Below are 23,576 nucleotides of genomic sequence, written 5' to 3'. Positions count from 1 at the left end.
GGTCCGACCCCACCGCTAGGCTGTCGAACAACTGTTCGGAGTCGAGAGGGGTTCGTGTGCGAGTGTTCGGGGTCGATCCTGGACTGACGCGGTGCGGCTTCGGTGTCGTCGACGGTGGCAAGGGCCGAACCGTTTCGCCGGTGGCCGTCGACGTCGTCCGGACACCCGCCGATCTCGACCTCGCTGTGCGGTTGCTGCGGATATCCGAGGCCGCCGAGTCGTGGATGGACCGATATCAACCCGATGTGGTTGCCGTGGAGCGGGTGTTCTCGCAGCACAACGTCCGGACGGCGATGGGCACGGCACAAGCTGGCGGCGTAGTGGCACTGGCCGCGGCGCGCAGAGGGATCCCGGTGTGCTTTCACACCCCGAGCGAAGTGAAAGCCGCCGTGACCGGAAGTGGTTCCGCTGACAAGGCGCAGGTGACTGTCATGATCACGCGGATTCTCGAGTTGGAGACGGCGCCGAAACCGGCGGATGCTGCCGATGCTCTGGCTCTGGCAGTCTGTCATTGCTGGCGCGCGCCCATGATCGAACGGATGGCGAGGGCGGAAGCCGCTGCGGCCGAACAGAAGCGTCGTTATCAGTCACGGCTGGCCCAGGCACGCACTCGAACGAAGAAGGCAGGTACACGATGATCGCCTCCGTACGGGGAGAGGTGCTCGACATCGCTCTCGACCACGTGGTGATCGAGTCGGCGGGTGTCGGGTACCGAATCAACGCCACCCCCGTCACGCTCGGTTCGCTGACGCGCGGGTCCGAAACCCGGCTCGTCACCGCGATGATCGTGCGCGAGGATTCGATGACCCTGTACGGGTTTGCGGACAGTGAGTCGAGAGAGCTCTTCGGCCTACTGCAGACGGTGTCGGGTGTCGGTCCGCGGCTGGCGATGGCCACGCTGTCGGTTCTCGAACCAGACGCGCTCCGCGCGGCCCTTGCCGAAGGCGACGTGTCGGCGTTGACGCGAGTGCCGGGAATCGGCAAACGCGGTGCCGAACGAATGGTGGTGGAGTTGCGTGACAAGGTCGACGCACTCGTTCGGTCCGACGGGTCCGCTACTTCCGGCGGGCCGGTTCCGTCCGGGGCGATCACACCTGGGTCGGTTCGTGAACAGATTGTGGAAGCACTCGTCGGGCTCGGCTTCACCCTGAAGCAGGCAGAACCGGCAACAGACGCCGTGCTCGCGAACGAACCGGAAGCCGATACGTCCCGTGCCCTGCGCTCGGCCCTGTCGTACCTGGGTAAGTCGCGATGAACGTACCGGCCGAAGAACCCGACGCGTCCGCGAGCGAATCACAGGTCTCACCGGACCTGGTCCCGGGAGACGGGGACATCGAAGGCAGTCTGCGCCCGAAGTCTCTCGGCGATTTCATCGGCCAACCGCGAGTGCGTGAGCAATTGCAACTCGTCCTGTCCGGCGCAAAGCAGCGCGGCAGTGCTCCCGACCACATCCTGCTGTCCGGTCCGCCTGGCCTCGGCAAGACGAGCATGGCGATGATCATTGCCGCCGAACTCGGCACCTCCTTGCGGCTGACCTCCGGTCCGGCGCTCGAACGGGCTGGTGATCTCGCAGCGATGCTCAGCAATCTCATGGAGGGCGACGTGCTCTTCATCGATGAGATTCACCGCATCGCGCGGCCTGCCGAGGAGATGCTGTACCTGGCCATGGAGGATTTCAGGGTCGACGTCGTGGTGGGCAAGGGGCCGGGTGCGACGTCCATTCCGCTCGAGGTCGCACCCTTCACGCTCGTCGGTGCCACCACCCGGTCGGGTGCATTGACGGGGCCGTTGCGTGATCGTTTCGGTTTCACGGCCCACATGGATTTCTACGAACCGACCGAATTGCAGGAGATTCTGCTTCGGTCGGCGGGAATTCTCGGGGTCGAACTCGGAGACGCCGCCAGTTCGGAGATTGCCGGTCGATCCCGTGGCACGCCCCGTATTGCGAATCGCCTGCTGCGACGGGTACGCGATTACGCGGAGGTTCGCGCTGACGGCGTGGTCACCCGCGAGGTGGCGCGTGCCGCTCTGGCCGTCTACGACGTCGATCAGCTCGGTCTCGACCGCCTCGACCGGGCAGTCCTGAGTGCATTGGTGCGCAGCTTCGGGGGTGGCCCAGTCGGTGTCTCGACGCTGGCGGTGGCCGTGGGGGAGGAGCCGTCCACGGTGGAAGAGGTATGCGAGCCGTTTCTGGTTCGGGCAGGGTTGGTGGCCCGCACGCCACGGGGTCGGGTGGCCACCGCCGCCGCCTGGTCGCAGCTGGGTCTCACCCCGCCTCCGGACGCAACAGCCAGCGGAATCGACGTCCGTGTCAACGAGCCACAAGCACCGTTGTTCTGAGGGATGGCACACTGGTGTACTGCGTCGGTCCATCCGGGACCGAAGTGGCGACGATTTCCGCGACTCTCCTGAGGTTGACACAAAGATGGACTATCTTTTCCCGCTCCTGATCCTTGCCCTGCTCGTACCGATGTTCCTGGGCATGCGCCGGCAGAAGAAGGCGATGGCCGAGGCCGCCGAGCTGCAGGATTCGCTGCAGGTAGGCGATCGGATTCTCACCACAGCAGGCCTTCACGGGACGGTTGCAGGATTGACCGACACCACGATGGACCTCGAGGTAGCTCCAGGCGTGGTCACCACGTGGTCTCGAGCCGTCGTCCGCGAGCACCTGGTGGACGAGGACTCCGACGAGCAGGACGGTTCGGACCCACAGACCGGCGCCGTCGTCGAAGAGAACGCCTCGTCGGCCCTGGAACACGGTTCCGACGTAGGAAGTTCGCGCTCGGCGAAGGAATGATCGACTCGGGCCCGTAGTGGCCTGACCCCTCGATAGACGGGTAAGTCCCGCTAGACGCGTAATTTCCATCGAACTGTAAGTACCGAGGAGACATAGAGATCGTGGCACCTTCCAGCGGATCGGTGCATCCCGCCCGGTACCTCACCGTTTTTGCGGTGTTGATCGCGGCGTTGTATGCCCTGGTGTTCTTCACTGGCGACAAATCCCCGACGCCGAAACTCGGCATCGATCTGCAGGGCGGAACGCGTGTCACGCTGACCGCACGCACCCCTGACGGGAGCGCTCCGACAGAGGAGAGTCTTCGCCAGGCGCAGCAGATCATCGAAACACGTGTGAACGGTCTCGGCGTCAGCGGATCCGAGGTGGTGATCGACGGTGACAACCTCGTGATCACGGTGCCGGGCGACGACGGCGACCAGGCGCGAACTCTCGGCCAGACTGCGCGGTTGTACGTCCGGCCTGTGCTGTCGGTTCGGGCTCCCGGTACGGCGGCGCCCGCTCCAACTCCGGCACCTGCGCCTGGCGGAGCACCCGCGCCGGGCGAAGCACCCGTACCCGGCGAAGCACCTGCACCGGCCGCCGAAGCTCCTGCACCCGAGGCTGGGGGAGCGGATGCGCCGCAACCACAGAATCGTCCCTTCCCGGCGCAGGACCCGAACACCCCGGAGCCGAGCCCCGCACCAGGGGACGAGCAGGCGACGGGTGAGCAGGCGACGGGTGAGCAGACGCCCGATGCGTCCGACGAAATATCGCAGGCACGCGAACTGCGCCAGAGCACCGATCCGGCGGTTCAGCAACAGGCCATGGCCTCACTGGACTGCTCGGTTCCCGATCCGCTGCGAGGCAACGACGATCCCGAGCTTCCGCTCGTCGCCTGCGACACGGAAGGGACAGCGGTGTACCTGCTCGGCCCGTCGATCATCGACGGTCAGCAGATAGACGACGCCAGCTCCGGATACAACATGCAACAGTCGAGGCACGAAGTCAGCCTGTCGTTCGATTCGGCGGGAAGTGAGACCTGGGCGAAGTTCACCCGGGAGAACATCGGGAAGCAGGCTGCGTTCACGCTCGATTCCAAGGTCGTCAGTGCGCCGCAGATTCAGGGAGCAACTCCCGTGGGCAGTGCCACCTCGATTACCGGTACGTTCAACGCAGATGAGGCCAGGGAGCTGGCGAACACGCTGAAGTACGGCTCGCTGCCACTGTCCTTCGCGGCATCGGAGGCCGAGACCGTGTCGGCAACACTGGGGCTGGCATCGCTCGAGGCCGGTCTCATCGCCGGGCTCGTGGGGTTGATCTGCGTCTTCCTGTATGCGCTCTTGTATTACCGGATGCTCGGTGTACTCACAGCGTTGTCGTTGGTGCTGTCGGGACTCGCGGTGTACGCGATCATGGTGTTGCTCGGCCGTTACATCAATTTCACCCTGGATCTGGCGGGCATCGCCGGCCTGATCATCGGTATCGGTATGACAGCAGACTCGTTCGTCGTGTTCTTCGAGAGGATCAAGGACGAGATGCGTGAGGGTCGCAGCTTCCGCTCGGCCGTTCCGCGCGGCTGGGCGCGAGCCCGGCGGACGATCCTGTCCGGTAACGCGGTGAGCTTCATCGCCGCAGCCGTTCTGTACGTACTGGCAGTCGGACAGGTTCGCGGGTTCGCATTCACACTCGGCCTCACCACGATCCTCGACGTCGTCGTCGTGTTCTTGGTGACCTGGCCGCTGGTCCATCTCGCGTCCCGCTCCGCGTTCTGGTCGAAGCCGGGAGTCAACGGGCTGGGCGCAGTGCAGCAGGTTGCCAGGGAACGCAAGGTTGCCGGCGCGTCGGCGAAGGAGTCACGAGCATGAGCGAACCGACCACGACAGAGTCCGGAAACGGCTCCGGGTCCGTCTTGACGGATACCGGTGTCGACCAGCGGTCCATGCCTCGACACAGTGTGCTGTCTCGCCTGTACACGGGTACAGGAGCGTTCCAAGTAGTGGGCCGACGGCGCTTCTACTACCTGTTGACCGCCTCGATCGTGTTGATCGCGATCCTCGGCATCGCGATCCGCGGATTCACCCTGGGAATCGATTTCGAAGGTGGGTCGCGGATCCAGTTCCCGGCCGGTGACGATATCGACACCAGCCAAGTCGAATCGGTGTTCTCGGACGCGCTCGGCTTCGAGAGCGAGGCCGTGCAGGTGGTGGGCTCAGGAGCCACCGCGACCGTGCAGATTCGGTCCGAGACACTCGACAACACTCAGATCCGCACACTGCAGGACGCGCTGTTCGCAGAGTTCGAGCCCGAGGGCGTCGACGGTGTGCCCGACAAGAACTCGATCAGTTTCGCCGACGTCAGCGAAACCTGGGGTGGCCAGGTCACCGACAAGGCGCTGATCGCCCTTCTGGTGTTCCTCGTCATCGTGAGTGTGTACATCGCGATCCGATTCGAACGCGACATGGCGATTGCGGCGATCGCGGCGTTGTTCTTCGACATGATCGTCACTGCCGGTGTGTACGCGATCGTGGGTTTCGAGGTCACTCCCGCCACCGTGATCGGCCTCCTGACCATTCTCGGCTTCTCGCTGTACGACTCGGTGGTGGTATTCGACAAGGTCGAGGAGAACACGAGAGGGATCTTGCACTTGCACCGTCGCACGTACGCGGAGCAGGCCAACCTCGCGGTGAACCAGACGTTGATGCGTTCGATCAACACCACGGTGATCTCGGTTCTTCCCGTCATCGCGTTGATGGTGGTGGCGGTGTGGATGCTGGGTGTGGGAACCCTGAAGGACCTGGCTCTCGTGCAGTTGGTCGGCATCGTCGTCGGCGCGTACTCGTCGATCTTCTTCGCTACCCCGTTGCTGGTGTCGATCAAGGAGCGGTGGGGGCCGGTGGCAGGTCACACACGGAAGGTGCTCGCCAAACGAGAAGCGGCGAGCGCGGCGTCACCACTGGCATCCGATTCGGTAGCAGTGGCAGGGCACGGGCCGTTGCCCTCTTCGGGCGCACCCTTACCGGGTGCGCGACCAACCGGGAAGCGACACAAGAGAAGGCACTGATACATGCCCGAATCACAGGTCGAGCCGACCCCGGCCACCGATTGCCGACGCGGGCGGCGGATCGCAGCGCCGGCGGTCGGGGTGTTGGCGACAGCACTCGTTGCGAGCGCGGTCGTGTCGTGTTCGTCGGAAGGTGAGCAGATTCCGTCGATCGGCTACGCGATCGACAACACCATCACGACGTACAACGCGGGCACCGTCGACGGCGCTGCTTCGGGCGCCAGGCAGGCGTTCGGGCGGGTCCTTCCAGGGTTCACGTTCACGGGCCCCGAAGGTGGACCGATCGCGGACACGGACATCGGGACGGCCAGACCGGTCCCCGGCGAGACCCTGACCGTCTCGTACACGATCAACAAGTCAGCCGTGTATTCCGATGGCGTGCCGTTGACGTGTGACGACCTTGTGCTCACCTGGGCAGCGAACAGCGGAAACTTCACGGCGGACGGACAACAGTTGTTCGACGCTGCGAGTACGGCTGGTTACTCGGATATTCAGCGTGTCGACTGCCGTCCTGGTGCGAAGGAAGCCTTGGTGGTGTTCGAACCGGGTAGGTCGTTCGTCGATTGGCGATCGTTGTTCGGTGCCACCGCGATCATGCCCGCGCACGTGGTGGGTACTGCGACGGGAACCGATGTGGTCGCCGCCGTCCAGAACTCGGACATGGAGGCATTGGCGAGGATTGCCGACTTCTGGAATACCGGGTGGAACCTCGTCCCGGGTGAGCTGGACCTGGCGCTGTTTCCTTCGTCCGGTCCGTACGAGATCGAGTCCTACAGCGAGGACGACGGTCTGGTGCTGACCGCGAACGAGCTGTGGTGGGGAAACAAGCCCGAGACGTCACGCATCGTCGTGTGGCCCAAATCCGACCAGCTGAAGTCCCACATCGACAACGGTGACGTGCACGTGGTCGACGTTGCCGCCGGTTCGGTCGACGGACTCGATCTCGACGGATTCGACGTGATCGAAGTGGTGTCCCGGAATCTCGAGCAGTTCGTACTCTCGACCGAGGGGGACCTCGCGTCGGCTGCGGCACGGCGTGCATTCGCAGCGTGCATTCCGCGCGACGACCTCGCCGCCGACTTCGGTTCGCCGGCAGGTGCCGAAGAACTGAAGATGCGGGTCGACGGCCCTGTCGATGCGCGCTTCACAGCACCCGACACGCTGATCTATCCCGCGGTGGCGGCGACTGCCGGAGGTCGGTATCGACAGCCCGATCCCGACGCGGTGCGCAGAGAACTCGATTCGGCGGGCCTCGACGGTATGACCGTTCGTGTCGGATACCTCGCGCCGGATGCGCGCAGGGCCGCAATCGTCGAGGCCGTTTCCGCAGCATGCGGTCCGGCCGGCATCACAGTCGAGGATGCGAGCTCTCCGGACTTCCGTCCCACCATGTTGCGGGAAGGACTGGTGGACGCGGTACTCGGCGGAACGGCGGGGGTGCAAGGTGCAGGTGGTACGGCTGCGCCGACGACCGCTGCCTACGCGCTGCGTACCGGGAGCGGATCGAACTTCGGGGGATACGGAAACGGGCGGATCGATCAGATCGTCGACCAGTTGGCCGTGGATGGCGGCACCGAAACGCGACTGAACATTTCGACCGAAGCCGAGAACATTCTGTGGAACGAGGTTCCGACCGTTCCTCTGTTCGAGCAACCGAGAATCAATGCCTTCGGGAACGGTATGAGCGTGGTGCTGCCCAATGGAACGCGAGCGGGCGCCGGGTGGAACATGGACAGATGGGTGCTGCGCGGATGAGTGAGTATACGGCGGGACGCACCACCACCACCGCCGCCGAGGCGGTCCGCCGCTTGACCCACTGGGTCGACGACTTCCCCGACGCAGGGGTACGGTTCGCCGACCTCACGCCGGTGTTCGCGAACGCCGACGCATACAGGTCGGTCGTGGACGAGTTCGCCGCGTGCGCTTCGCAAGTTGATGCGATCGCCGCGATCGACGCCCGCGGATTTCTGTTGGGCGGCGGCGTCGGCCTCGCGTTGGGTGCGGGCGTCGTGGCCGTACGAAAGTCAGGCAAGCTGCCACCACCGGTTATCGCGGAGTCGTACTCTCTCGAATACGGATCGTCCACCCTCGAGATTCCAGCCTCTGCGGTCGACTTGCGGGGTAAGCGTGTCCTCGTCGTCGATGACGTGTTGGCCACCGGAGGAACCCTGGCTGCCACTGCTCGCCTGGTCGAATCCGCAGGTGCACAGGTGGTCGGTGTGTGTGTCGTCCTCGAGATCGCTGCGCTCGGTGGACGTCGACACCTCGAAAAGTATCCGCTGTTCTCCGTGTCGACAGTGTGAGTATTAATGTTGATTCCGTAAAACGTCAGCGGTAGCACGAACGCGCCGGAGCCATTCGTGTGGAGGAGGTGACGGTATGGCCCACAACCCCGTGTCGCAGAACCGGGATTCGCGCGAGACCGAACCCCGGAACGGGGCTGCGTCGAAGCCACCTGGCTCGGCAGAGAACTCGAACGCCGACGTGGCGAAAAGTGGTCAGAGTGTAAGTGTGTCCACATCGGCTTCGCGACGTGTTCGGGCCAGGTTGGCGCGCAGAATCACAGGTCAGCGCAACACCACGATCCGTCCGGTGCTCGAGCCGCTCGTCAGTTTGCACCGCGAGTTGTATCCGAAAGCGGATCTTGCGCTGCTCCAGCGTGCGTACGATGTAGCCGAGGAGCGGCACGCGAGTCAGCGACGCAAGTCGGGCGACCCGTATATCACTCATCCGCTGGCGGTGGCGAGCATCCTCGCCGAGCTCGGCATGGACACCACCACGTTGGTGGCGGCATTGCTGCACGACACCGTCGAGGACACCGGATACTCGCTCGACCAGCTGACGCGTGAATTCGGCGACGAGGTCGCCCATCTCGTCGACGGTGTCACGAAACTCGACAAGGTGGTCCTCGGTAATGCGGCCGAGGGGGAAACCATCCGCAAGATGATCATCGCGATGGCACGCGATCCGCGGGTGCTGGTGATCAAGGTTGCCGACCGTCTTCACAACATGCGAACGATGCGTTTCCTGCCGCCCGAGAAGCAGGCCCGAAAAGCACGCGAAACGCTGGAAGTGATCGCGCCGTTGGCTCATCGTCTGGGCATGGCGACGGTCAAGTGGGAACTCGAAGACTTGTCATTCGCGATCCTCCACCCCAAGAAGTACGACGAGATCGTGCGTCTGGTCGCAGATCGGGCGCCGTCGCGTGATACCTACCTGGCAAAGGTTCGAGCCGAGATCAACACGACCCTCAGCGCTTCCCGCATCAGCGCGGTCGTCGAGGGGAGGCCGAAGCACTACTGGTCGATCTATCAGAAGATGATCGTCAAGGGGCGGGACTTCGACGACATCCACGACCTCGTCGGAGTTCGGATTCTCTGTGACGAGGTGCGGGACTGCTACGCCGCGGTCGGCGTCGTGCATTCGCTGTGGCAACCGATGGCAGGACGCTTCAAGGATTACATCGCGCAACCCCGCTTCGGTGTGTACCAGTCGCTTCACACCACGGTGGTGGGGCCCGAGGGAAAACCACTCGAGGTGCAGATTCGTACCCACGAAATGCATCGCACCGCCGAGTTCGGCATCGCAGCGCACTGGCGGTACAAGGAAACCAAGGGCCGTCATTCCGGTGACGTCGCCGAGGTCGACGACATGGCGTGGATGCGGCAATTGCTCGACTGGCAGCGCGAGGCCGCGGATCCCGGCGAATTCCTCGAGTCCTTGCGGTACGACCTGGCAGTCAAGGAGATCTTCGTCTTCACACCCAAGGGCGATGTCGTCACCTTGCCGACCGGCTCCACACCGGTGGACTTCGCATATGCGGTGCACACCGAAGTGGGGCACCGGTGTATCGGTGCGCGTGTGAACGGCCGGCTCGTCGCACTCGAACGGAAACTCGACAACGGCGAAGTGGTCGAGGTGTTCACGTCGAAGGCGGCGAACGCGGGCCCGAGCCGTGACTGGCAATCGTTCGTGGTCTCTCCCCGCGCCAAGACCAAGATTCGGCAGTGGTTTGCGAAGGAACGGCGCGAGGAAGCGCTCGAGCACGGTAAAGAAGCAATTGCAAAAGAAGTGCGACGTGTCGGCCTGCCGTTGCAGCGGCTGATGAGTGCGGAGTCGGTGGCGTCGATTTCCCACGAGCTTCGATATGCGGACGTGTCTGCGCTGTACACCGCGGTGGGCGAGCATCATGTTTCGGCGCAACACGTCGTGCAGCGTCTCGTGGCGCACCTCGGCGGAGTCGGTGACGTCGAAGAGGAGTTGGCGGAGCGTTCCACCCCCTCCACGGTTCCGATGCGTCCGCGCACGCCAGGTGATGCGGGCATACTCGTACCGGGAGCGCCGGGCACCGTCGCCAAACTCGCCAAGTGCTGCACGCCGGTGCCCGGTGACGAGATCATGGGATTCGTCACCAGGGGCGGATCCGTGAGCGTGCACCGCACGGACTGCACCAACGCCGATTCGCTGCAAGAGCAATCCGAACGCATCATCGAGGTCGAGTGGGCGCCCTCACCGTCGTCGGTGTTCCTGGTGGCCATTCAGATCGAGGCACTCGACCGGCATCGACTGCTGTCCGACGTGACCAAGGCGCTCGCCGACGAGAAGGTCAACATCCTGTCGGCATCGGTGACCACCTCCGGTGATCGAGTGGCGGTCAGCAAGTTCACGTTCGAGATGGGCGACCCGAAACACCTGGGGCATGTCTTGAACGTGGTCCGGAACGTCGAGGGTGTGTACGACGTGTACCGCGTGACGTCCGCAGCCTAGGTCAGCGCACCCTGCTGGACACCACGACCGCAGCGACGAAGGGCTGCCTCCGATGGTCTCGGAGGCAGCCCTTCGTTTGGGATCAGGCGTGTCGGGGTCAGGTGACCGTCACCGTCTCGATCTGGACGTCCATGTTCGGCTTGCCGCCTCCGGCCGCCATCGACCCGTCGTCGCCCTCTGCTGCGACCTTCTCTATGGTTGCCAATCCGGCTTCGTCGATGGTGCCGAACACCGTGTAGGTGGGCGGAAGGAACGAATCAGCGTAGACCAGGAAGAACTGGCCGCCGTTGCTGCCGGGTTGCCCGGTGTTTGCCATTGCGATGGTGCCACGCGGGTAGACCACGGGCTGTCGGAGCTGGGGGTCACCGGCCGCAAATGCGGTCTCCGGGTACTCGGTGTCGTACTGGTAGCCGGGGCCGCCGGTACCGGTGCCCGTCGGGTCCCCGCACTGCAGCACCTGGAGACCCTGCCCGGTTACCAGGCGGTGACACGGGCTGTCGTCGTAGTAGCCCTGCTCGGTGAGAGAGACGAAACTGTTGACCGTGCACGGCGCCTGGTCCCGCGACAACTCGAGGCCGATCGGTCCCACGCTCGTGGCGAGATTGATGTTCACGGTGCCTTGCGCGGCAACATCGGCGGCAGGCGGGGGAGTGACGTCGCGAGCGGGCGGTGCACCCCCGGTGGCGTAGTCGCACGAAACCGTGGCAGCAGCGGGCTCCGGAACCGGTGGTAGCGAGCCGAACTGCGACTTGTCGATAGCCGGTTGCTCGGCCGCACTCGGCGTGGTCGACGCGGGTGTGGTGCTCGACGTGTTCGCCGCCGAATCACTGGAATCGTCGGAACAAGCGGTCAGAGCCAAGGCCAGGCCGAGGCCGGCAGCTAGGAGGGCGGTGCGTTTCATCAGTCCATCCTTACAGAGGTGATGTCGATCGGAAGGTTGGGTTTACCGCCTCCGGCCGCCATCGACCCGTCGTCGCCGGCCGCCGCGACCTTCTCGATCGTGGCGAGCCCGGTGTCGTCGATCGTCCCGAAAGTCGTGTACTGCGGCGGAAGCTGCGAATCCCCGTACACGAGGAAGAACTGACTTCCGTTACTTCCCGGCTGGCCGCTGTTGGCCATGGCAATGGTCCCGCGTGGGTAGGTGACGGGTTGCTGAAGGGCCGGATCGGACGGCTCGTACTGATCGGTCGGGAATTCGTTGTCGAACCCGTATCCCGGCCCGCCGGTGCCGGTGCCGGTCGGGTCACCACACTGCAGCACTTTCAGGCCGCCGGTGACCAGACGATGGCACGGAGTGTTGTCGAAGTACCCCTGGCCCGCAAGACTCAGAAAACTGTTGACCGTGCACGGGGACTTGGCGTTGTCCAGGATGAGGCCGATATTTCCCTGTGTGGTCTCCATGCTCACACTGACCTCTTCGACGGTGGTGTCGATACCTTCGGTGCGCGGCGGGTCGACCTCCTTGGCGGGCGGTTGCCCGGAATCCGGGTACGAGCACGAGACCGTCTCGGGTAGCGGCTCCGCCCGACTGGTCGGCATCACGCCCGCCTCAGGAGAAGCGGACACGGTCTGCTCGGAATCGTCACCGCGAGTGAGTGTGAACGCAATGGCGCCGACGGCGACGACGACGACAACGCCCACCACAGACCCGGCAATGGCCAACTGTTTGCGCTTGCGTGTGCGTTGAGCCCGGTGCTCGAGTTGCCGCTCGAGTTTCCGTTTGGCGGCTTCCCTGCGTTGCTCGTTGCTCGGCACTACGCGGTCCTCCCATGATCGCTCGGTGTCAGGTGTTCGGGTTCTGCGCCGACCCCGGCACATTCGCCGTCCGAGTCTGCCATCCGAACCTGAGAACCGGTTCTGCGGGCGGCAGCATAGGCTGTATCGACGGTAGAACAACCGACCACGAAGACGATCTAGGAGCGACGCTGGTGCTCGTCACAGGATTTCCGGCCGGGATGTTTCAGACGAACTGTTACGTCCTCGCGCTACCGAACGCCGCGGAATGCGTGGTCGTCGATCCAGGCCAGGATGCGACGGAACCGCTGGTCGAGTTCCTGACGCAGTCGAATCTGACGCCCACTGCCGTGCTCTTGACGCACGGACACCTCGACCATGTGTGGTCCGTGAAACCTGTCTGCGACAAATACGGGGTTCCGGCCTACATTCATCCGGAGGATCGCTACATGTTGTCCGATCCCGGCCGTGGAATCGGGCCGACGATGAAGCAGTTCATCGAGGGTGTCGAATTCACCGAACCGGATACGGTTGTCGAATTGCGGGATGGGGATCGGCTCGAACATGCGGGTATCGATTTCGATGTAGCTCATACGCCTGGGCACACCGGTGGTTCGGTGGTCTTCACGACCGTGGCACATACCGAGGACGGACCACTGGAGGTGGCATTGACCGGCGATACGCTGTTCCAGGGGTCGATCGGCCGCTCCGACCTCCCGGGTGGGAATCATGCGCAGCTGCTCGAGTCGATCGCCGAGAAGTTGCTGCCGTGCTCCGATGCCACAGTGGTCCTGCCCGGGCACGGCGGTTCGACGACCATCGGTGCCGAGCGGCAATCGAATCCGTTTCTGCTCGACCTTCAGACCACAAACTCGACATTCAGACCAAGAACGAGGGGAAACTAGGCGATCGTGAGCAAAGCCAGCACCTTTTCTGCGCCCAAGGGCGTTCCGGACTACGTTCCGCCTCTCTCGGCCGAGTTCGTGGCCGTACGTGACGGTCTGACTCGCGCAGCGCGGCTCGCAGGGTACGGGCACATCGAATTGCCGATCTTCGAGGACACCGGATTGTTCGCGCGCGGTGTCGGTGAGTCGACCGATGTGGTGAGCAAGGAGATGTACACATTTGCCGATCGGGGAGATCGTTCGGTGACGCTGCGCCCGGAGGGTACTGCGGGCGTGATGCGTGCCGTCATAGAGCACGGCCTCGATCGCGGACAGCTACCGGTGAAGCTCAGCTACAACGGTCCCTTTTTCCGGTACGAGCGGCCGCAGGCGGGCCGCTATCGCCAGCTTCAGCAGGTGGGTGTCGAGGCGATCGGGGTGGACGACCCAGCGCTGGACGCCGAGGTCGTAGCGGTCGCCGATGCAGGTTTCCGGAGTCTGGGACTGGAAGGCTTTCGGCTCGAGATCACTTCCCTCGGAGACGAAACTTGTCGTCCGCAGTATCGCGAACGACTGCAAGAGTTTCTGTTCGCGCTGCCGCTGGACGAAGAGACGCGGCGGCGTGCCGAGATCAACCCGCTGCGGGTACTGGACGACAAACGTCCCGCGGTGCGTGAGATGACTGCCGACGCCCCGCTGATGCTCGACCACTTGTCGGATTCGGCGAAAGGCCACTTCGACGAGGTTCTGGCGCATCTGGATGCCTTGGGTGTCCCGTACGTGATCAATCCGAGAATGGTGCGCGGCCTCGACTATTACACGAAGACGACCTTCGAATTCGTGCACGACGGCCTCGGTGCACAATCCGGAATCGGCGGTGGCGGCCGTTACGACGGATTGATGGCGCAACTCGGAGGGCAGGAGCTCTCCGGTATCGGGTTCGGGTTGGGCGTCGACAGGACCATTCTCGCGCTCGAGGCGGAAGGGAAGTCGGCCACCACAACGGCTCGCTGCGAGGTGTTCGGAATCCCACTCGGATCCGACGCCAAAGCCGAGCTCATGGTGATCGCGCACCGGCTGCGCTCCGAGGGAGTTCGGGTGGATCTCGTCTACGGAGACCGCAGTGTCAAGGCAGGAATGAAGATCGCCGATCGTTCGGGCGCGCAGATCGCGCTCGTGCTCGGCGAGCGGGAACTGACAGAGGGTGCAATCGTTCTCAAGAACCTCGGCACGGGTGAACAGCACACGAGCGCACTCGCCGACGTGGTCGGCGAGGTGAAAGCGATCCTCGGTGGTTGACGGGAGCGATCAGGTCTCCCTCGACCTGGTGCCGATGTCGCTGATCGCCCCACGGCTGAAGAAGGTAGCCGTGGGGGCGGTGCTCCTCGGTGCGGCGATCGGCGCGATTGTGGCACTGTTCACTCAGCCGTGGGTTGGGATCTCCGTCGGCGTGATTGTGGCGTTGCCCACGGCCTTGCCTGCCGTCATTGCGCTTCGGCGGGGAATTACGCTGCAGGATAACGTGATCCGATCGACCGGAGGTTTTCGTTCACGGCATGTCGACGTGGCGGCAGCGATCGGTGCCGAACTTCACGTACGGAGTGGGCGAGTGAGCGAAGTGAGCGTTCGCGTCACCGATTCCGAGGGTTCCGTTGCCGTTCCTCTTGCGTTGTACACGAATGACGGCGGGCGTGAGCTCGAGATCCTCGGACTCCGTGGCCTCGCAGATGCGTTGTCGCGCAGTGAATCGGTGCCTGCCGTTTCGATCGCTTCGGCGCTGATCGAACAATTGCGGGCCGAAGCGCGCGATGCCGCGCTCGGAGAGCGGCCGCTGTACCGGGCCGTCGACTTGGTGAAGTCGACGGGTGGTTCGTCACGGGCGGTTCTGACGGATCACGAGGTGGCCGAGCTGACCGAGTGAGCAATCGATGGTAGGCAACGAAACATTTCGTTGCCTACCATCGATTTGCCACTCGGCTCAATGGTCAGGACGGGGCGCTGAAGGGGTCCTCGTCTTGATCCTCGCCGCCGATGACTGCCGGCGTGACCATCGGCAGGTCACTGACGAAAGCGTTCTCGTCAACGGCGTTCACAAGGTAGTTCGGCGTGCTGCGGCCTGATTCGTCGTCTCCACCGCCGCGTGCTCCCGCACCCATGGCGCCCATGCCTCCCATCGGTACACCACCCATTGTCCTGCTGGTCGCACCGCTGGTGATCGGTCCGCCTGCAGGGGTCGAGGATGCACCGGCAACCGGTGCGGCAGCGGCCGGTGCTGCGGGTGCGGAGGGACCGCGAAATGCTGCGGCTGCGCCGCCGGCGATCACGCCGCCGCCGATGCCGCCCAGGGCACCACCCGCCGAACCGCCACCGCCAACTCCGGCGGACGACGGGGTTGTGCGCGACAGTCCGTCGGCACCGGTCGGCAGATCCGCCGACACGCCCGCGGCGTGGGTGCTGGCTATGTCCTCGATACCGCTGGTAATGGTCGAGACCATTGGTTGGCCGACCTTCTCGATCACCGTGCTGGCGAGGGCGAACGGCGATTGTCCACCGATGGCTCCGGGAACCGCGGGTGGTGGCGGTACGGGAACCTCGGCAGCGAGCCCGTTCATCGTGAGTGTCTGCTCGCTGAGTTCGGTTCGCGTGTTGGTGACGACGCCGATAGCAGCTTTGAGATGCTCAGCAGCCGAGGCCAGGAGCATGGCTTGACCGGGCGGGGTCATGATCATCGGGGCGGCAGCAGTGGCAGTGGCTGCAAACGATTGGGAAATCGTTGCCAGATTGGCGTTTCCGCGCGCAACGGATGCCGCGGCGCTCTGTGTCGTGGTGGAGATCTGGTCTCCGCGTTCACTGAGCTCTGCCCCGGAGACCTGGGCTTGCCGGCCTTGTGCCTGGGCCGATTGTGCTGCGTCGCTCTCCCAGACTTGGTCGAGGACCTTGAGTCCGGTCATGCTCAACGACATGGCCTGATCGATCATTCCGGAGGATGCGGTGAGAATCGCTGTCGGATCGAACGCTCCCAGTGAGCCCGTGCCGAACGAACCGGCGAGATCCGTCAACGGTTTGAACAACTCGTCGATTCCGGGCAATGCCGGTATGGGCAGCCCCTGAAGGATTGCCTCGATCGGGTTGGGCGGGAGAGGTGGCAGTTGCGGCAGCGGCGGCAACTCCGGTCCGGCAGGGAGCCCGGCACCGTCGACTGGTGTGTCGAGCAGAGGGCCCAGCGGCGAGTTCTGTAGCGCTTCCATGGGAGTGGCGGGCAGCGGCGTGTTCAATGCCTCGCCGACAGGGCTTCCCTGAAGAAGGTCCATGACCGTCTGCGGAGGGGCCGAATACGGATCGCTCATGCTGTGCCTCCGGTTCCCTGTGTTGCGTCGAGACCCTGGCCGACCGTACCCAATGCGGAGGATGTGGCTCCGTCGGTGGAATCGTATGATTCGGCGGTCGCGTGGGCGGCGGCAGCGGTTTGTCCGTAGTGATGGGCAAGTGCCGCAACCTGTTTCGCGTGAATGGTCTGCGCATTTGCGAACGAGGCCAGGAAGTCGGCGCCGATCGGCCCGAGAACGGGTGCGAGTGCAGCCATATTGGCGGCAAGGTCTATGGCGCCTGCGCTACCGACCTGCTCTGCTGCCTGCGCGGCCGTGTTGCCGTAATCCCGAATGCCGTCAGTGACGACGAATAGTTCGCTCAAGTTCATCCCCCCGAGGTGGAAAGCGTGCCCCGTGACTCTATCGCACTCGCCTCGGATCGGTACGGGAGTACCGCACGGCGTGCCGCATGTTCATGGCCGCTCGCCGGTGACATGCGAGGTCGAGGAGATGTTCCCATCGGAAGTGGACTTCCTGTACGTCTGGCGATTTCCGATCACCGGAACGGTTTGATCGTGTGCTGTTCGCGAGATCTTCGTCGACGCCTGTCCGGCCGTGGGCGAGAGCTGCAGTGCCGCTGGATTGGGTCGGACGCGTACACCGAGAGCTGCGCATGGAGGGTGTCGCTACGCGACATCTGCTTCTGCCCTGTTGCGCTCGAATCCGGACCTCGGCCGGGTCGATCCCAAATTTCAACGAGTCATTGACTCGAACGGGTGTTCGATTTAGGGTGTGTGTATGGGGTCGGGGGATGCACGCCACGGGGTAGACGAGCAGTTGCGGGCGGATGCGCTGCGGTTGGCGACGAATGCGCCGGAGTCGTGGCAGTTGGCGGATCGGCAGTTGTGTGAGTCGGTGTTGGAGTTGTCGGCCGAGATTGCGCGTTTGGAGGCGCGTCGGGTGCGTCTGGTGGCGGAGGTCGGTGCCCGCTGTGAGGTGGATGTGCTCGGGTATCGGAGCACCACAATGTGGTTGGCGTGCAACACGTTGTTGGAGGTGGGGGCGGCAGGGAGGTTGATCGCGTTGGGGGCGGCGTTGCGCGATCATCGGGAGGTCGGGGCCGCCGTGGATGCGGGGGAGATTTCGCTTGCGCATGCGGGGTTGATCGTGCGGTTCTGTGAGAAACCGCCGGCCGCGATGCCGGCGGAAGCGTTACCGGCGTGTCGGGATGCGTTGTTGGCGGCGTTGTCGGGGTTGTCGACACCGCGGCCCGCCACTGATGGCACCCGGGATGCGCGGTCTCCGGCGCGCCGTCGGGCGGATGGGTTCGCCGAGCTGCTGCGCCGGTATCTGGCCTCCGGTGCGGGACCGGTCGAGGGTGGGCAGAAACCGCACATCAGTGTGACCGTGAAGGCTGCGGATCTGGCCGGGCACCCGGCCCCGGAACAGGAAGCATCAGACCGGTCGGCATCAGACCGGTCGGCATCAGACCGGTCGGCATCAGACCGGTCGGCATCGGACCCGCCACCGGACGAGAGCGCGTATCGGGATCTGTTCGCCGATTTGGATCGCGATCATGTGGGGTGGGCGTCGTGGATGGGCCCGATCACGGTGAACACGGCACGCCTGTTGTCGTGTGATTGTGTGCTGTCCGCCGTGGTCGTCGACCCGCATGGTGCACCCCTTGATCTGGGGGACGCGGTCCGCACGGTGACCGGTAAACAACGCCGTGCTTTGGTGGCCCGTGATCGTGGGTGCGCGTTCCCGAATTGTGGGGCACCACCGTCGTGGTGCGAAGGCCATCACATTGTTCATTGGGTCGATCACGGGCCCACCGATATGGACAATCTGGTGTTGTTGTGCGGATTTCACCGTGTGTCCTGAATACGAGAGTGAGGTTCTGATGTAGAAGCTGAATCTTGCTGTTGTAGTGCTGTATCGAAGATGAAGGAAGGTCCTTCGGGGTCGCCCGGCAGAGGGTGGTTCCAAACCGCCATGAGCTGCTGCGGTGAATGAGCCGTGGTGGTGAGCGTCATGGAAAAGTCGCCGCAATGACGGCGGCAGGTGAGGGTCGAGAAGGCGAACGTGAGTGAACCACTGACGACGTGTCGTAACGCATGAGATGACATCAAAACCGGAAACTGGTGATTTTTCCGGGATGAGCCAAGGGGTCATCTGCCTCCTGCCTCGGTGGTGTCCGGCATATAGGTGGCGCGAGCTCGACCAGACGGCTTCGATACGGAACAGGAGAACTCCTCGCCCCGAACCGGCGAACGTATTGCGTTCGGCGAGAAGGACACAGTCAAGACGTGAAGAGCGTTGAGGCGGTCGGTGATACCGACCTGCGGGGCAGGAGGGCGGACCGGCTCGTAGTAGTGGTGAAGCGCCTGTAATGGGAGTGGAGCGAAGGGGTCGGGTCGTCGTGTGTCGATTACTGATCAACCAGCTGTTGTTGGGAGGAATCCGATGATCGAGACAAGGTCTGGGGGCAAGGCGTTTGATATTTCCAAGCACCTGGTCTGGGCTGCATATCAGAAAGTGAAGGCCAACAAGGGGGCTGCTGGGATCGACGGGCAGTCACTGGCAGATTTTGCGCAGGACGAGAAGGACAACCTGTACAAAATCTGGAATCGGATGTCGTCGGGATCTTATTTCCCGCCGCCGGTCAAGGCGGTGGAGATCCCGAAGGTAGGTGGGAAGGGTGTGCGGGTGCTCGGCGTGCCGACGGTCGCGGACAGGATTGCTCAGACGGTGGTGACCATGACGCTCGAGCCGGAGGCGGAACCGGTGTTCCACCCCGACTCGTATGGCTACCGCCCCGGGCGGTCTGCGTTGGACGCGGTCGCAACCTGCCGTCAGCGGTGTTGGGAACAGTCCTGGGTGATCGATCTGGACATTCAGGGGTTCTTCGACAACGTGCCGCACGAACCGATCCTGAAGGCGGTAGAGCATCACACCGACCTGCCGTGGGTGCTGTTGTATGTGCGGCGGTGGCTCACGGCACCGATTCAACAGTCGGACGGGACGTTGGCGTCCCGGGATCGCGGGACCCCACAAGGATCTGCGATTTCCCCGTTGTTGTCGAACCTGTTCATGCACTATGCATTCGACCGGTGGTTGCATGACGGCCAGGACCGGGTCAGGTTCGAGAGGTACTGCGACGACGCGATCGTCCATTGCGGCAGCGAGAAGCAAGCGAAGTTCATACGCAACCTGATCGCTGCCCGGTTGTGGAAGTTCGGGTTACGACTACATCCTGAGAAGACTCGGATCGTGTACTGCGCCCAGGACGGGAGACCTCGCATCGCTGGTGCGTTGGTCGAGTTCACGTTCCTCGGCTACACGTTCCGCCCGCGGTATGCGCGCATCCATAGCGACGGTTGGAAGGTCGGTTTCCTTCCGGCGGTCAGCAAGGCTGCGTGCAAGTCGATGGGTTCGGTTATTCGTGGGTGGCGTCTGGGTCGCCGTACCGACCTCTCTTTCAAGCAGGTCGCGCGAGGATCAATCGAGTGGTGGCGGGCTGGATCAACTACTACGGGCGCTTCTACAAGTCCGCGTTGATCGGCTTCCTGGCCGAAGCACTCAACCGCCATCTGGTGAGTTGGGCGTGCCGGAAATACAAGCACCTGCATCGCTACAAAGCGAAAGCGCGACGCAGGTTGGCGGAGATCGCCTCCGAGTATCCGGGCATGTTCGTCCACTGGCGACACGGGGCATTGCCCTCAGGCTCGACGTCGGGAGCCGTGTGACGGGAGACTGTCACGCACGGTTCTGAGAGCGCCGGGGGGTGAAATTCCCCCCGGCGACTCACCACCGGTTGTTGCATCACTCCGGGTGGGACGTTCGGATGGGTACCGATCGGCATCCCTGGTTCCTGCCGCCTTCACCGTTTGGGACGCGACCGCAGCCGCTGCCGTCGAACCACCGCGCCACCGTCAGCAAACGCGCCGGCCCCCAAGCGGCCTGACCGTGCCTGACCCGAGTAGCGCCGACCACCAGCACCACAGGCCGGCGCTACTCGGCGCGGCGTTGTTCAGGCATGAGGGGCCAGTGCATTGACAGGCATTAGAACGTATGTTCGCATTAGGTCATGCGATGGAACGGGCAAGCGATCGGCCTCGACGATGGTGCGTTGCCCGGTCTCGATCGTTCCGGTTTGGTGCAGACCGTGCGTACCCCCGATTTCGACGGGGTCACCTTCCACGAAGTGCTGTGCAAGAGCGCGCTCAACAAAGTTCCGGACGCAGCAGCCCTTCCATTCCATTTCACCGTCAACACATTTCGAGGCTGCTCGCACGCATGCAAATACTGCTTCGCGCGGCCCACGCACGAATATCTCGATCTCGATGCAGGGTCGGACTTCGACAACGAGATCGTGGTGAAAACCAACGTGGGCGCGGTGCTCCGGAGGGAACTCTCCCGGAAGTCGTGGCAGCGTGACCACGTCGCGCTGGGGACGAACACCGATCCCTACCAGCGTGCAGAGGGCCGCTACCGATTGATGCCAGGAGTGATTCGAGCACTCGTGGAATCGGGCACGCCGTTCTCGATACTCACCAAAGGGACGCTGCTTCGCAGGGACATCCCGCTTCTGTCGTTGGCCGCGCAGCAGGTTCCGGTGAGTATCGGGGTGTCACTCGCGATCCACGACGAGGACCTGCAGAAGTCCCTGGAACCCGGGGTCCCGTCCACACGCGCGCGACTGGACCTGATTCGCGCCCTGCGTGATGCCGGCCTGCCGTGCAATGTCATGGTCGCGCCCGTCATCCCGTTTCTCACCGACTCCGAACGGCACCTCGACGGACTACTCGGTGCCATTGCCGACGTCGGTGCCGATTCGGTTACCGCGTTTCCGATGCACCTGCGGGGGAGTACCAAGGGGTGGTTCCTGACGTGGCTGGCAGCGGAACACCCCGCCCTGATTCGGCAGTACCGGCAGCTGTACGGTCGCGGCGCCTACGTCAGTACCGAATACAAGGCGTGGTTGAAGCGGCGCCTCGATCCATTGATCGTCAAGCACGGACTCGTGCCCAGCGTCGAGTCGGAGGCGCCAGCACAGCGGCAGCGTGCTGTGGAGGGCGCTGGCGCACCCGGCCCACGGGGCGCACAATCTGCCCGTGCCGAGACACTCACGTTGTTCTGACGTCCTTGGCCGGTACGAGAATCCAGGTCCACTCAGGAGTCGCTGAGTGTGTTTAGGTACTCGGCGAAATCCGCGATGGCCTGAGGATTCTGTGGGCCTTCGGTCAGTTGCGGGTACGTAAGCACGAAGAAGTTGCCGTTCTCGACTGCCGTCGTGCTCGCCATCAGCGGGTGGCTTCGAAGGAATTCTTCTTTCTGCTCTGCAGAAGTACTGCCGTAGTCGTTGATCAGTATCACGTCAGGATTGCGGTCGGCGGCCGCGGCGAAGGAGACATCGGTCCAGCTGTCGTCGATGTCATCGAAGATATTCTTGCCGCCCGCGCGTGTGATGACGTCATGTGCCGCTGCGTTGGTACCGACAGTGAGTGGCTGAGTAGTGCCGTCGTCGTACAGGAATACCGTGGGTGCCGGCCTGTCGGCGGGGATTGTCGCGCGGGCATCGGAGATCGTCTTCTTGTAGTCGGCTATCAGCTGGTCGGCCCGCTCGGGTACCCCGAAGATCGTTCCGAGGTTGTCGATGTCGGTGTAGAGCGCTTGGATCGGATCCATGATGCCGCGAGCGGTACTGTCGCCTTGGCGGCAAGACTCGGTGAGAACGTAGCTGGGGATGCCGACGTTCGCCAGCACGTCCGGTGTGACACCACTGGATTCGGTGAATCCGTAGTTCCAGCCCGCGAAAACGAGGTCGGCACTTGCGCCCTGGACGAGTTCCTTGTTGATCTTGGTGCCGAGCAGCGGCACCGCTTCGAAACTGTCCTTCCATGGGGACGCGGCGGCATTACCGTCCTTCGAGTCGCTGAGAATGTAGCCGGCCATGTGGTCTTCGAGGCCCAGCGCGAACATCATCTCCGTCATGTTGATGTCGTTGACCACCACGTTGTCCGGTGGCGCGTCGAAGGTCTTCTCGACACCGCAGTTGGTGACTGTGACCGGATATCCGGCCGCTGCCTCGGTGGAGGTGTCATCGATCTGGGCGCCGCATCCGGCAAGCAGGACGGCGGACACAGTGAGCGCGGAGCAGGTCAACGCGTTGCGGATTCTCATGCGGTGGTGATCTCCTCGAGATGGGTGGCAGGGTCGTCGGACATCGTGTTCGGCGAGTACAGAAGTTGCGGTGCACCGGTATGGGGATGAGTGATCACGTGCGCTTCGACGCCGAATACGTCGCGTACGATGCTCGGCACCAGCACTTCACGTGGGGTTCCGGAGGTGACAATGGTGCCCCGATCGAGGACATAGATCCGGTCGCAGAACATCGCTGCGAGGTTGAGGTCATGCAGCGCAGCGAGCACCGTGATTCCCAGGTCGCGGACTTTACGTAGAACGTCGATCTGATGCTTGATGTCAAGATGGTTCGTGGGCTCGTCGAGAACGAGGACCTGCGGTTGCTGGGCGAGAGCTCGGGCGATCAGGACGCGCTGCCGTTCGCCACCGGACAGCTCCAGGTAGGAACGCGACGACAAGTGGGCGGCCCCAGCAGTTCGCAGAGCCTCGGCGACGATCGCGTGGCAATCGTGGCTGTCGCGACCGAGCGCGCTGGTGTGCGGCAGGCGGCCGGTGGCCACGACCTCGTCGACGGTGAATCCGAATTCGACTGTCGCCTGTTGACTCAGCGCGGCGAGGCGCAGGGCGCTCTGTTTCATCGTCATGCTCTGTACGTCGGCGCCATCGAGCAGTACACGGCCTGCAGTGGGCCGCAGAGCGCGGTATGCGCACCGAAGGATTGTCGACTTGCCACTGCCGTTCGGTCCGACGAGTCCCACGAGTTCGCCGCGACGTGCCGCCAGGTCCACGCCCCTTATCAAGGTGCTCGCGGCGACCTCGACGGTCAGGTCCTCGATCGTCAAGTCCATGCGGAAGGTTCCTTCTGTCGGCATCGTGGTTCAGTCGACGTCTGTGTGTCG

At 63.7% G+C, this 23,576-nt stretch carries 22 protein-coding genes; 16 read left to right on the top strand and 6 right to left on the bottom strand.

The genetic code is table 11. From position 1 onward, the window contains the following. Nucleotides 1-56: 56 nt before the first annotated feature. From ruvC to ACZI8Q_RS01440, 9 genes are all read left to right on the top strand, one after another. The gene (gene ruvC, locus ACZI8Q_RS01480) at nt 57-638 is read left to right on the top strand and encodes a crossover junction endodeoxyribonuclease RuvC (RefSeq protein WP_463371726.1); all 582 of its coding nucleotides are present in this window, start codon (nt 57-59) and stop codon (nt 636-638) included. Next, a complete protein-coding gene (gene ruvA / locus ACZI8Q_RS01475; RefSeq protein ID WP_463371725.1) occupies nt 635-1,255 on the top strand; it encodes a Holliday junction branch migration protein RuvA in 621 nt (206 codons plus the stop codon). Before ruvC ends, ruvA begins: the two co-directional genes overlap by 4 nt. Further along, nucleotides 1,252-2,340 carry a Holliday junction branch migration DNA helicase RuvB gene (gene ruvB / locus ACZI8Q_RS01470; RefSeq protein WP_463371724.1) on the top strand — a complete coding sequence of 363 codons (1,089 nt, stop codon included), beginning with the start codon at nt 1,252-1,254 and terminating at the stop codon, nt 2,338-2,340. Before ruvA ends, ruvB begins: the two co-directional genes overlap by 4 nt. An 85-nt stretch (nt 2,341-2,425) precedes the next feature. Continuing rightward, nucleotides 2,426-2,797 carry a preprotein translocase subunit YajC gene (gene yajC, locus ACZI8Q_RS01465; protein WP_463371723.1) on the top strand — a complete coding sequence of 124 codons (372 nt, stop codon included), beginning with the start codon at nt 2,426-2,428 and terminating at the stop codon, nt 2,795-2,797. 101 nt (nt 2,798-2,898) lie between these two features. Then, nucleotides 2,899-4,641: a protein translocase subunit SecD gene (gene secD, locus ACZI8Q_RS01460; protein WP_463371722.1), complete on the top strand. Its 1,743-nt coding sequence runs from the start codon at nt 2,899-2,901 to the stop codon at nt 4,639-4,641. Next, nucleotides 4,638-5,837, top strand: a complete 1,200-nt coding sequence (gene secF, locus ACZI8Q_RS01455; protein WP_463371721.1) for a protein translocase subunit SecF — start codon at nt 4,638-4,640, stop codon at nt 5,835-5,837. Before secD ends, secF begins: the two co-directional genes overlap by 4 nt. Before the next feature lie 3 nt (nt 5,838-5,840). Continuing rightward, nucleotides 5,841-7,592, top strand: coding sequence for an ABC transporter substrate-binding protein (locus tag ACZI8Q_RS01450; protein ID WP_463371720.1), 1,752 nt, complete (start codon nt 5,841-5,843; stop codon nt 7,590-7,592). After that, nucleotides 7,589-8,140 (top strand): adenine phosphoribosyltransferase, encoded by a 552-nt coding sequence (locus ACZI8Q_RS01445; protein WP_463371719.1) that lies wholly within the window; start codon nt 7,589-7,591, stop codon nt 8,138-8,140. Before ACZI8Q_RS01450 ends, ACZI8Q_RS01445 begins: the two co-directional genes overlap by 4 nt. A gap of 76 nt (nt 8,141-8,216) precedes the next feature. Then, nucleotides 8,217-10,604: a RelA/SpoT family protein gene (locus ACZI8Q_RS01440; protein WP_463371718.1), complete on the top strand. Its 2,388-nt coding sequence runs from the start codon at nt 8,217-8,219 to the stop codon at nt 10,602-10,604. 97 nt (nt 10,605-10,701) lie between these two features. Here the strand turns inward: ACZI8Q_RS01440 and ACZI8Q_RS01435 are convergent, their stop codons facing one another. Then, nucleotides 10,702-11,505, bottom strand: coding sequence for a peptidylprolyl isomerase (locus ACZI8Q_RS01435; protein WP_463371717.1), 804 nt, complete (start codon nt 11,503-11,505; stop codon nt 10,702-10,704). Further along, complete coding sequence (locus ACZI8Q_RS01430; RefSeq protein WP_463371716.1) at nt 11,505-12,359, bottom strand: peptidylprolyl isomerase; 855 nt, start codon at nt 12,357-12,359, stop codon at nt 11,505-11,507. The genes ACZI8Q_RS01435 and ACZI8Q_RS01430 overlap by 1 nt, the downstream gene beginning before the upstream one ends. Nucleotides 12,360-12,532: 173 nt before the next feature. Between ACZI8Q_RS01430 and ACZI8Q_RS01425 the strand changes: the two genes are divergently transcribed. From ACZI8Q_RS01425 to ACZI8Q_RS01415, 3 genes are read left to right on the top strand one after another with little or no spacing between them, the layout of a single operon-like run. Next, nucleotides 12,533-13,243, top strand: a complete 711-nt coding sequence (locus ACZI8Q_RS01425; protein ID WP_463371715.1) for an MBL fold metallo-hydrolase — start codon at nt 12,533-12,535, stop codon at nt 13,241-13,243. A 6-nt stretch (nt 13,244-13,249) separates the two neighbouring features. Next, nucleotides 13,250-14,521, top strand: a complete 1,272-nt coding sequence (gene hisS / locus ACZI8Q_RS01420; RefSeq protein ID WP_463371714.1) for a histidine--tRNA ligase — start codon at nt 13,250-13,252, stop codon at nt 14,519-14,521. Nucleotides 14,522-14,555: 34 nt separating this feature from the next. Continuing rightward, on the top strand, nt 14,556-15,143 hold the full coding sequence (locus ACZI8Q_RS01415; protein WP_463371787.1) for a hypothetical protein: 588 nt from the start codon (nt 14,556-14,558) through the stop codon (nt 15,141-15,143). 64 nt (nt 15,144-15,207) lie between these two features. On the opposite strand, the gene ACZI8Q_RS01410 is transcribed toward ACZI8Q_RS01415, so the two are convergent. Together ACZI8Q_RS01410 and ACZI8Q_RS01405 are read right to left on the bottom strand one after the other, a co-directional pair. Then, entirely contained in the window at nt 15,208-16,569 is a 1,362-nt protein-coding gene (locus ACZI8Q_RS01410; protein WP_463371713.1) for a hypothetical protein, read from the bottom strand. After that, complete coding sequence (locus ACZI8Q_RS01405) at nt 16,566-16,919, bottom strand: type VII secretion target (protein ID WP_463371712.1); 354 nt, start codon at nt 16,917-16,919, stop codon at nt 16,566-16,568. Before ACZI8Q_RS01405 ends, ACZI8Q_RS01410 begins: the two co-directional genes overlap by 4 nt. 409 nt (nt 16,920-17,328) lie before the next feature. Between ACZI8Q_RS01405 and ACZI8Q_RS01400 the strand changes: the two genes are divergently transcribed. From ACZI8Q_RS01400 to ACZI8Q_RS01385, 4 genes are all read left to right on the top strand, one after another. Next, on the top strand, nt 17,329-18,414 hold the full coding sequence (locus ACZI8Q_RS01400; RefSeq protein WP_463371711.1) for an HNH endonuclease signature motif containing protein: 1,086 nt from the start codon (nt 17,329-17,331) through the stop codon (nt 18,412-18,414). A gap of 582 nt (nt 18,415-18,996) precedes the next feature. Continuing rightward, on the top strand, nt 18,997-20,091 hold the full coding sequence (ltrA, locus tag ACZI8Q_RS01395; protein ID WP_463371710.1) for a group II intron reverse transcriptase/maturase: 1,095 nt from the start codon (nt 18,997-18,999) through the stop codon (nt 20,089-20,091). After that, nucleotides 20,043-20,279: a group II intron maturase-specific domain-containing protein gene (locus ACZI8Q_RS01390; RefSeq protein ID WP_463371709.1), complete on the top strand. Its 237-nt coding sequence runs from the start codon at nt 20,043-20,045 to the stop codon at nt 20,277-20,279. The genes ltrA and ACZI8Q_RS01390 overlap by 49 nt, the downstream gene beginning before the upstream one ends. Nucleotides 20,280-20,620: 341 nt before the next feature. Further along, on the top strand, nt 20,621-21,673 hold the full coding sequence (locus ACZI8Q_RS01385) for an Rv2578c family radical SAM protein (protein ID WP_463371708.1): 1,053 nt from the start codon (nt 20,621-20,623) through the stop codon (nt 21,671-21,673). A 32-nt stretch (nt 21,674-21,705) separates the two neighbouring features. On the opposite strand, the gene ACZI8Q_RS01380 is transcribed toward ACZI8Q_RS01385, so the two are convergent. Together ACZI8Q_RS01380 and ACZI8Q_RS01375 are read right to left on the bottom strand one after the other, a co-directional pair. Further along, complete coding sequence (locus tag ACZI8Q_RS01380; protein WP_463371707.1) at nt 21,706-22,716, bottom strand: ABC transporter substrate-binding protein; 1,011 nt, start codon at nt 22,714-22,716, stop codon at nt 21,706-21,708. After that, nucleotides 22,713-23,525, bottom strand: a complete 813-nt coding sequence (locus ACZI8Q_RS01375; protein ID WP_463371706.1) for an ABC transporter ATP-binding protein — start codon at nt 23,523-23,525, stop codon at nt 22,713-22,715. Before ACZI8Q_RS01375 ends, ACZI8Q_RS01380 begins: the two co-directional genes overlap by 4 nt. Between the last annotated feature and the right edge of the window lie 51 nt (nt 23,526-23,576).

The organism is Rhodococcus quanlei, assembly GCF_055231015.1.
Note: the sequence above shows the minus strand (reverse complement) of the source record. Positions and strands in the feature narration are given on the sequence as shown.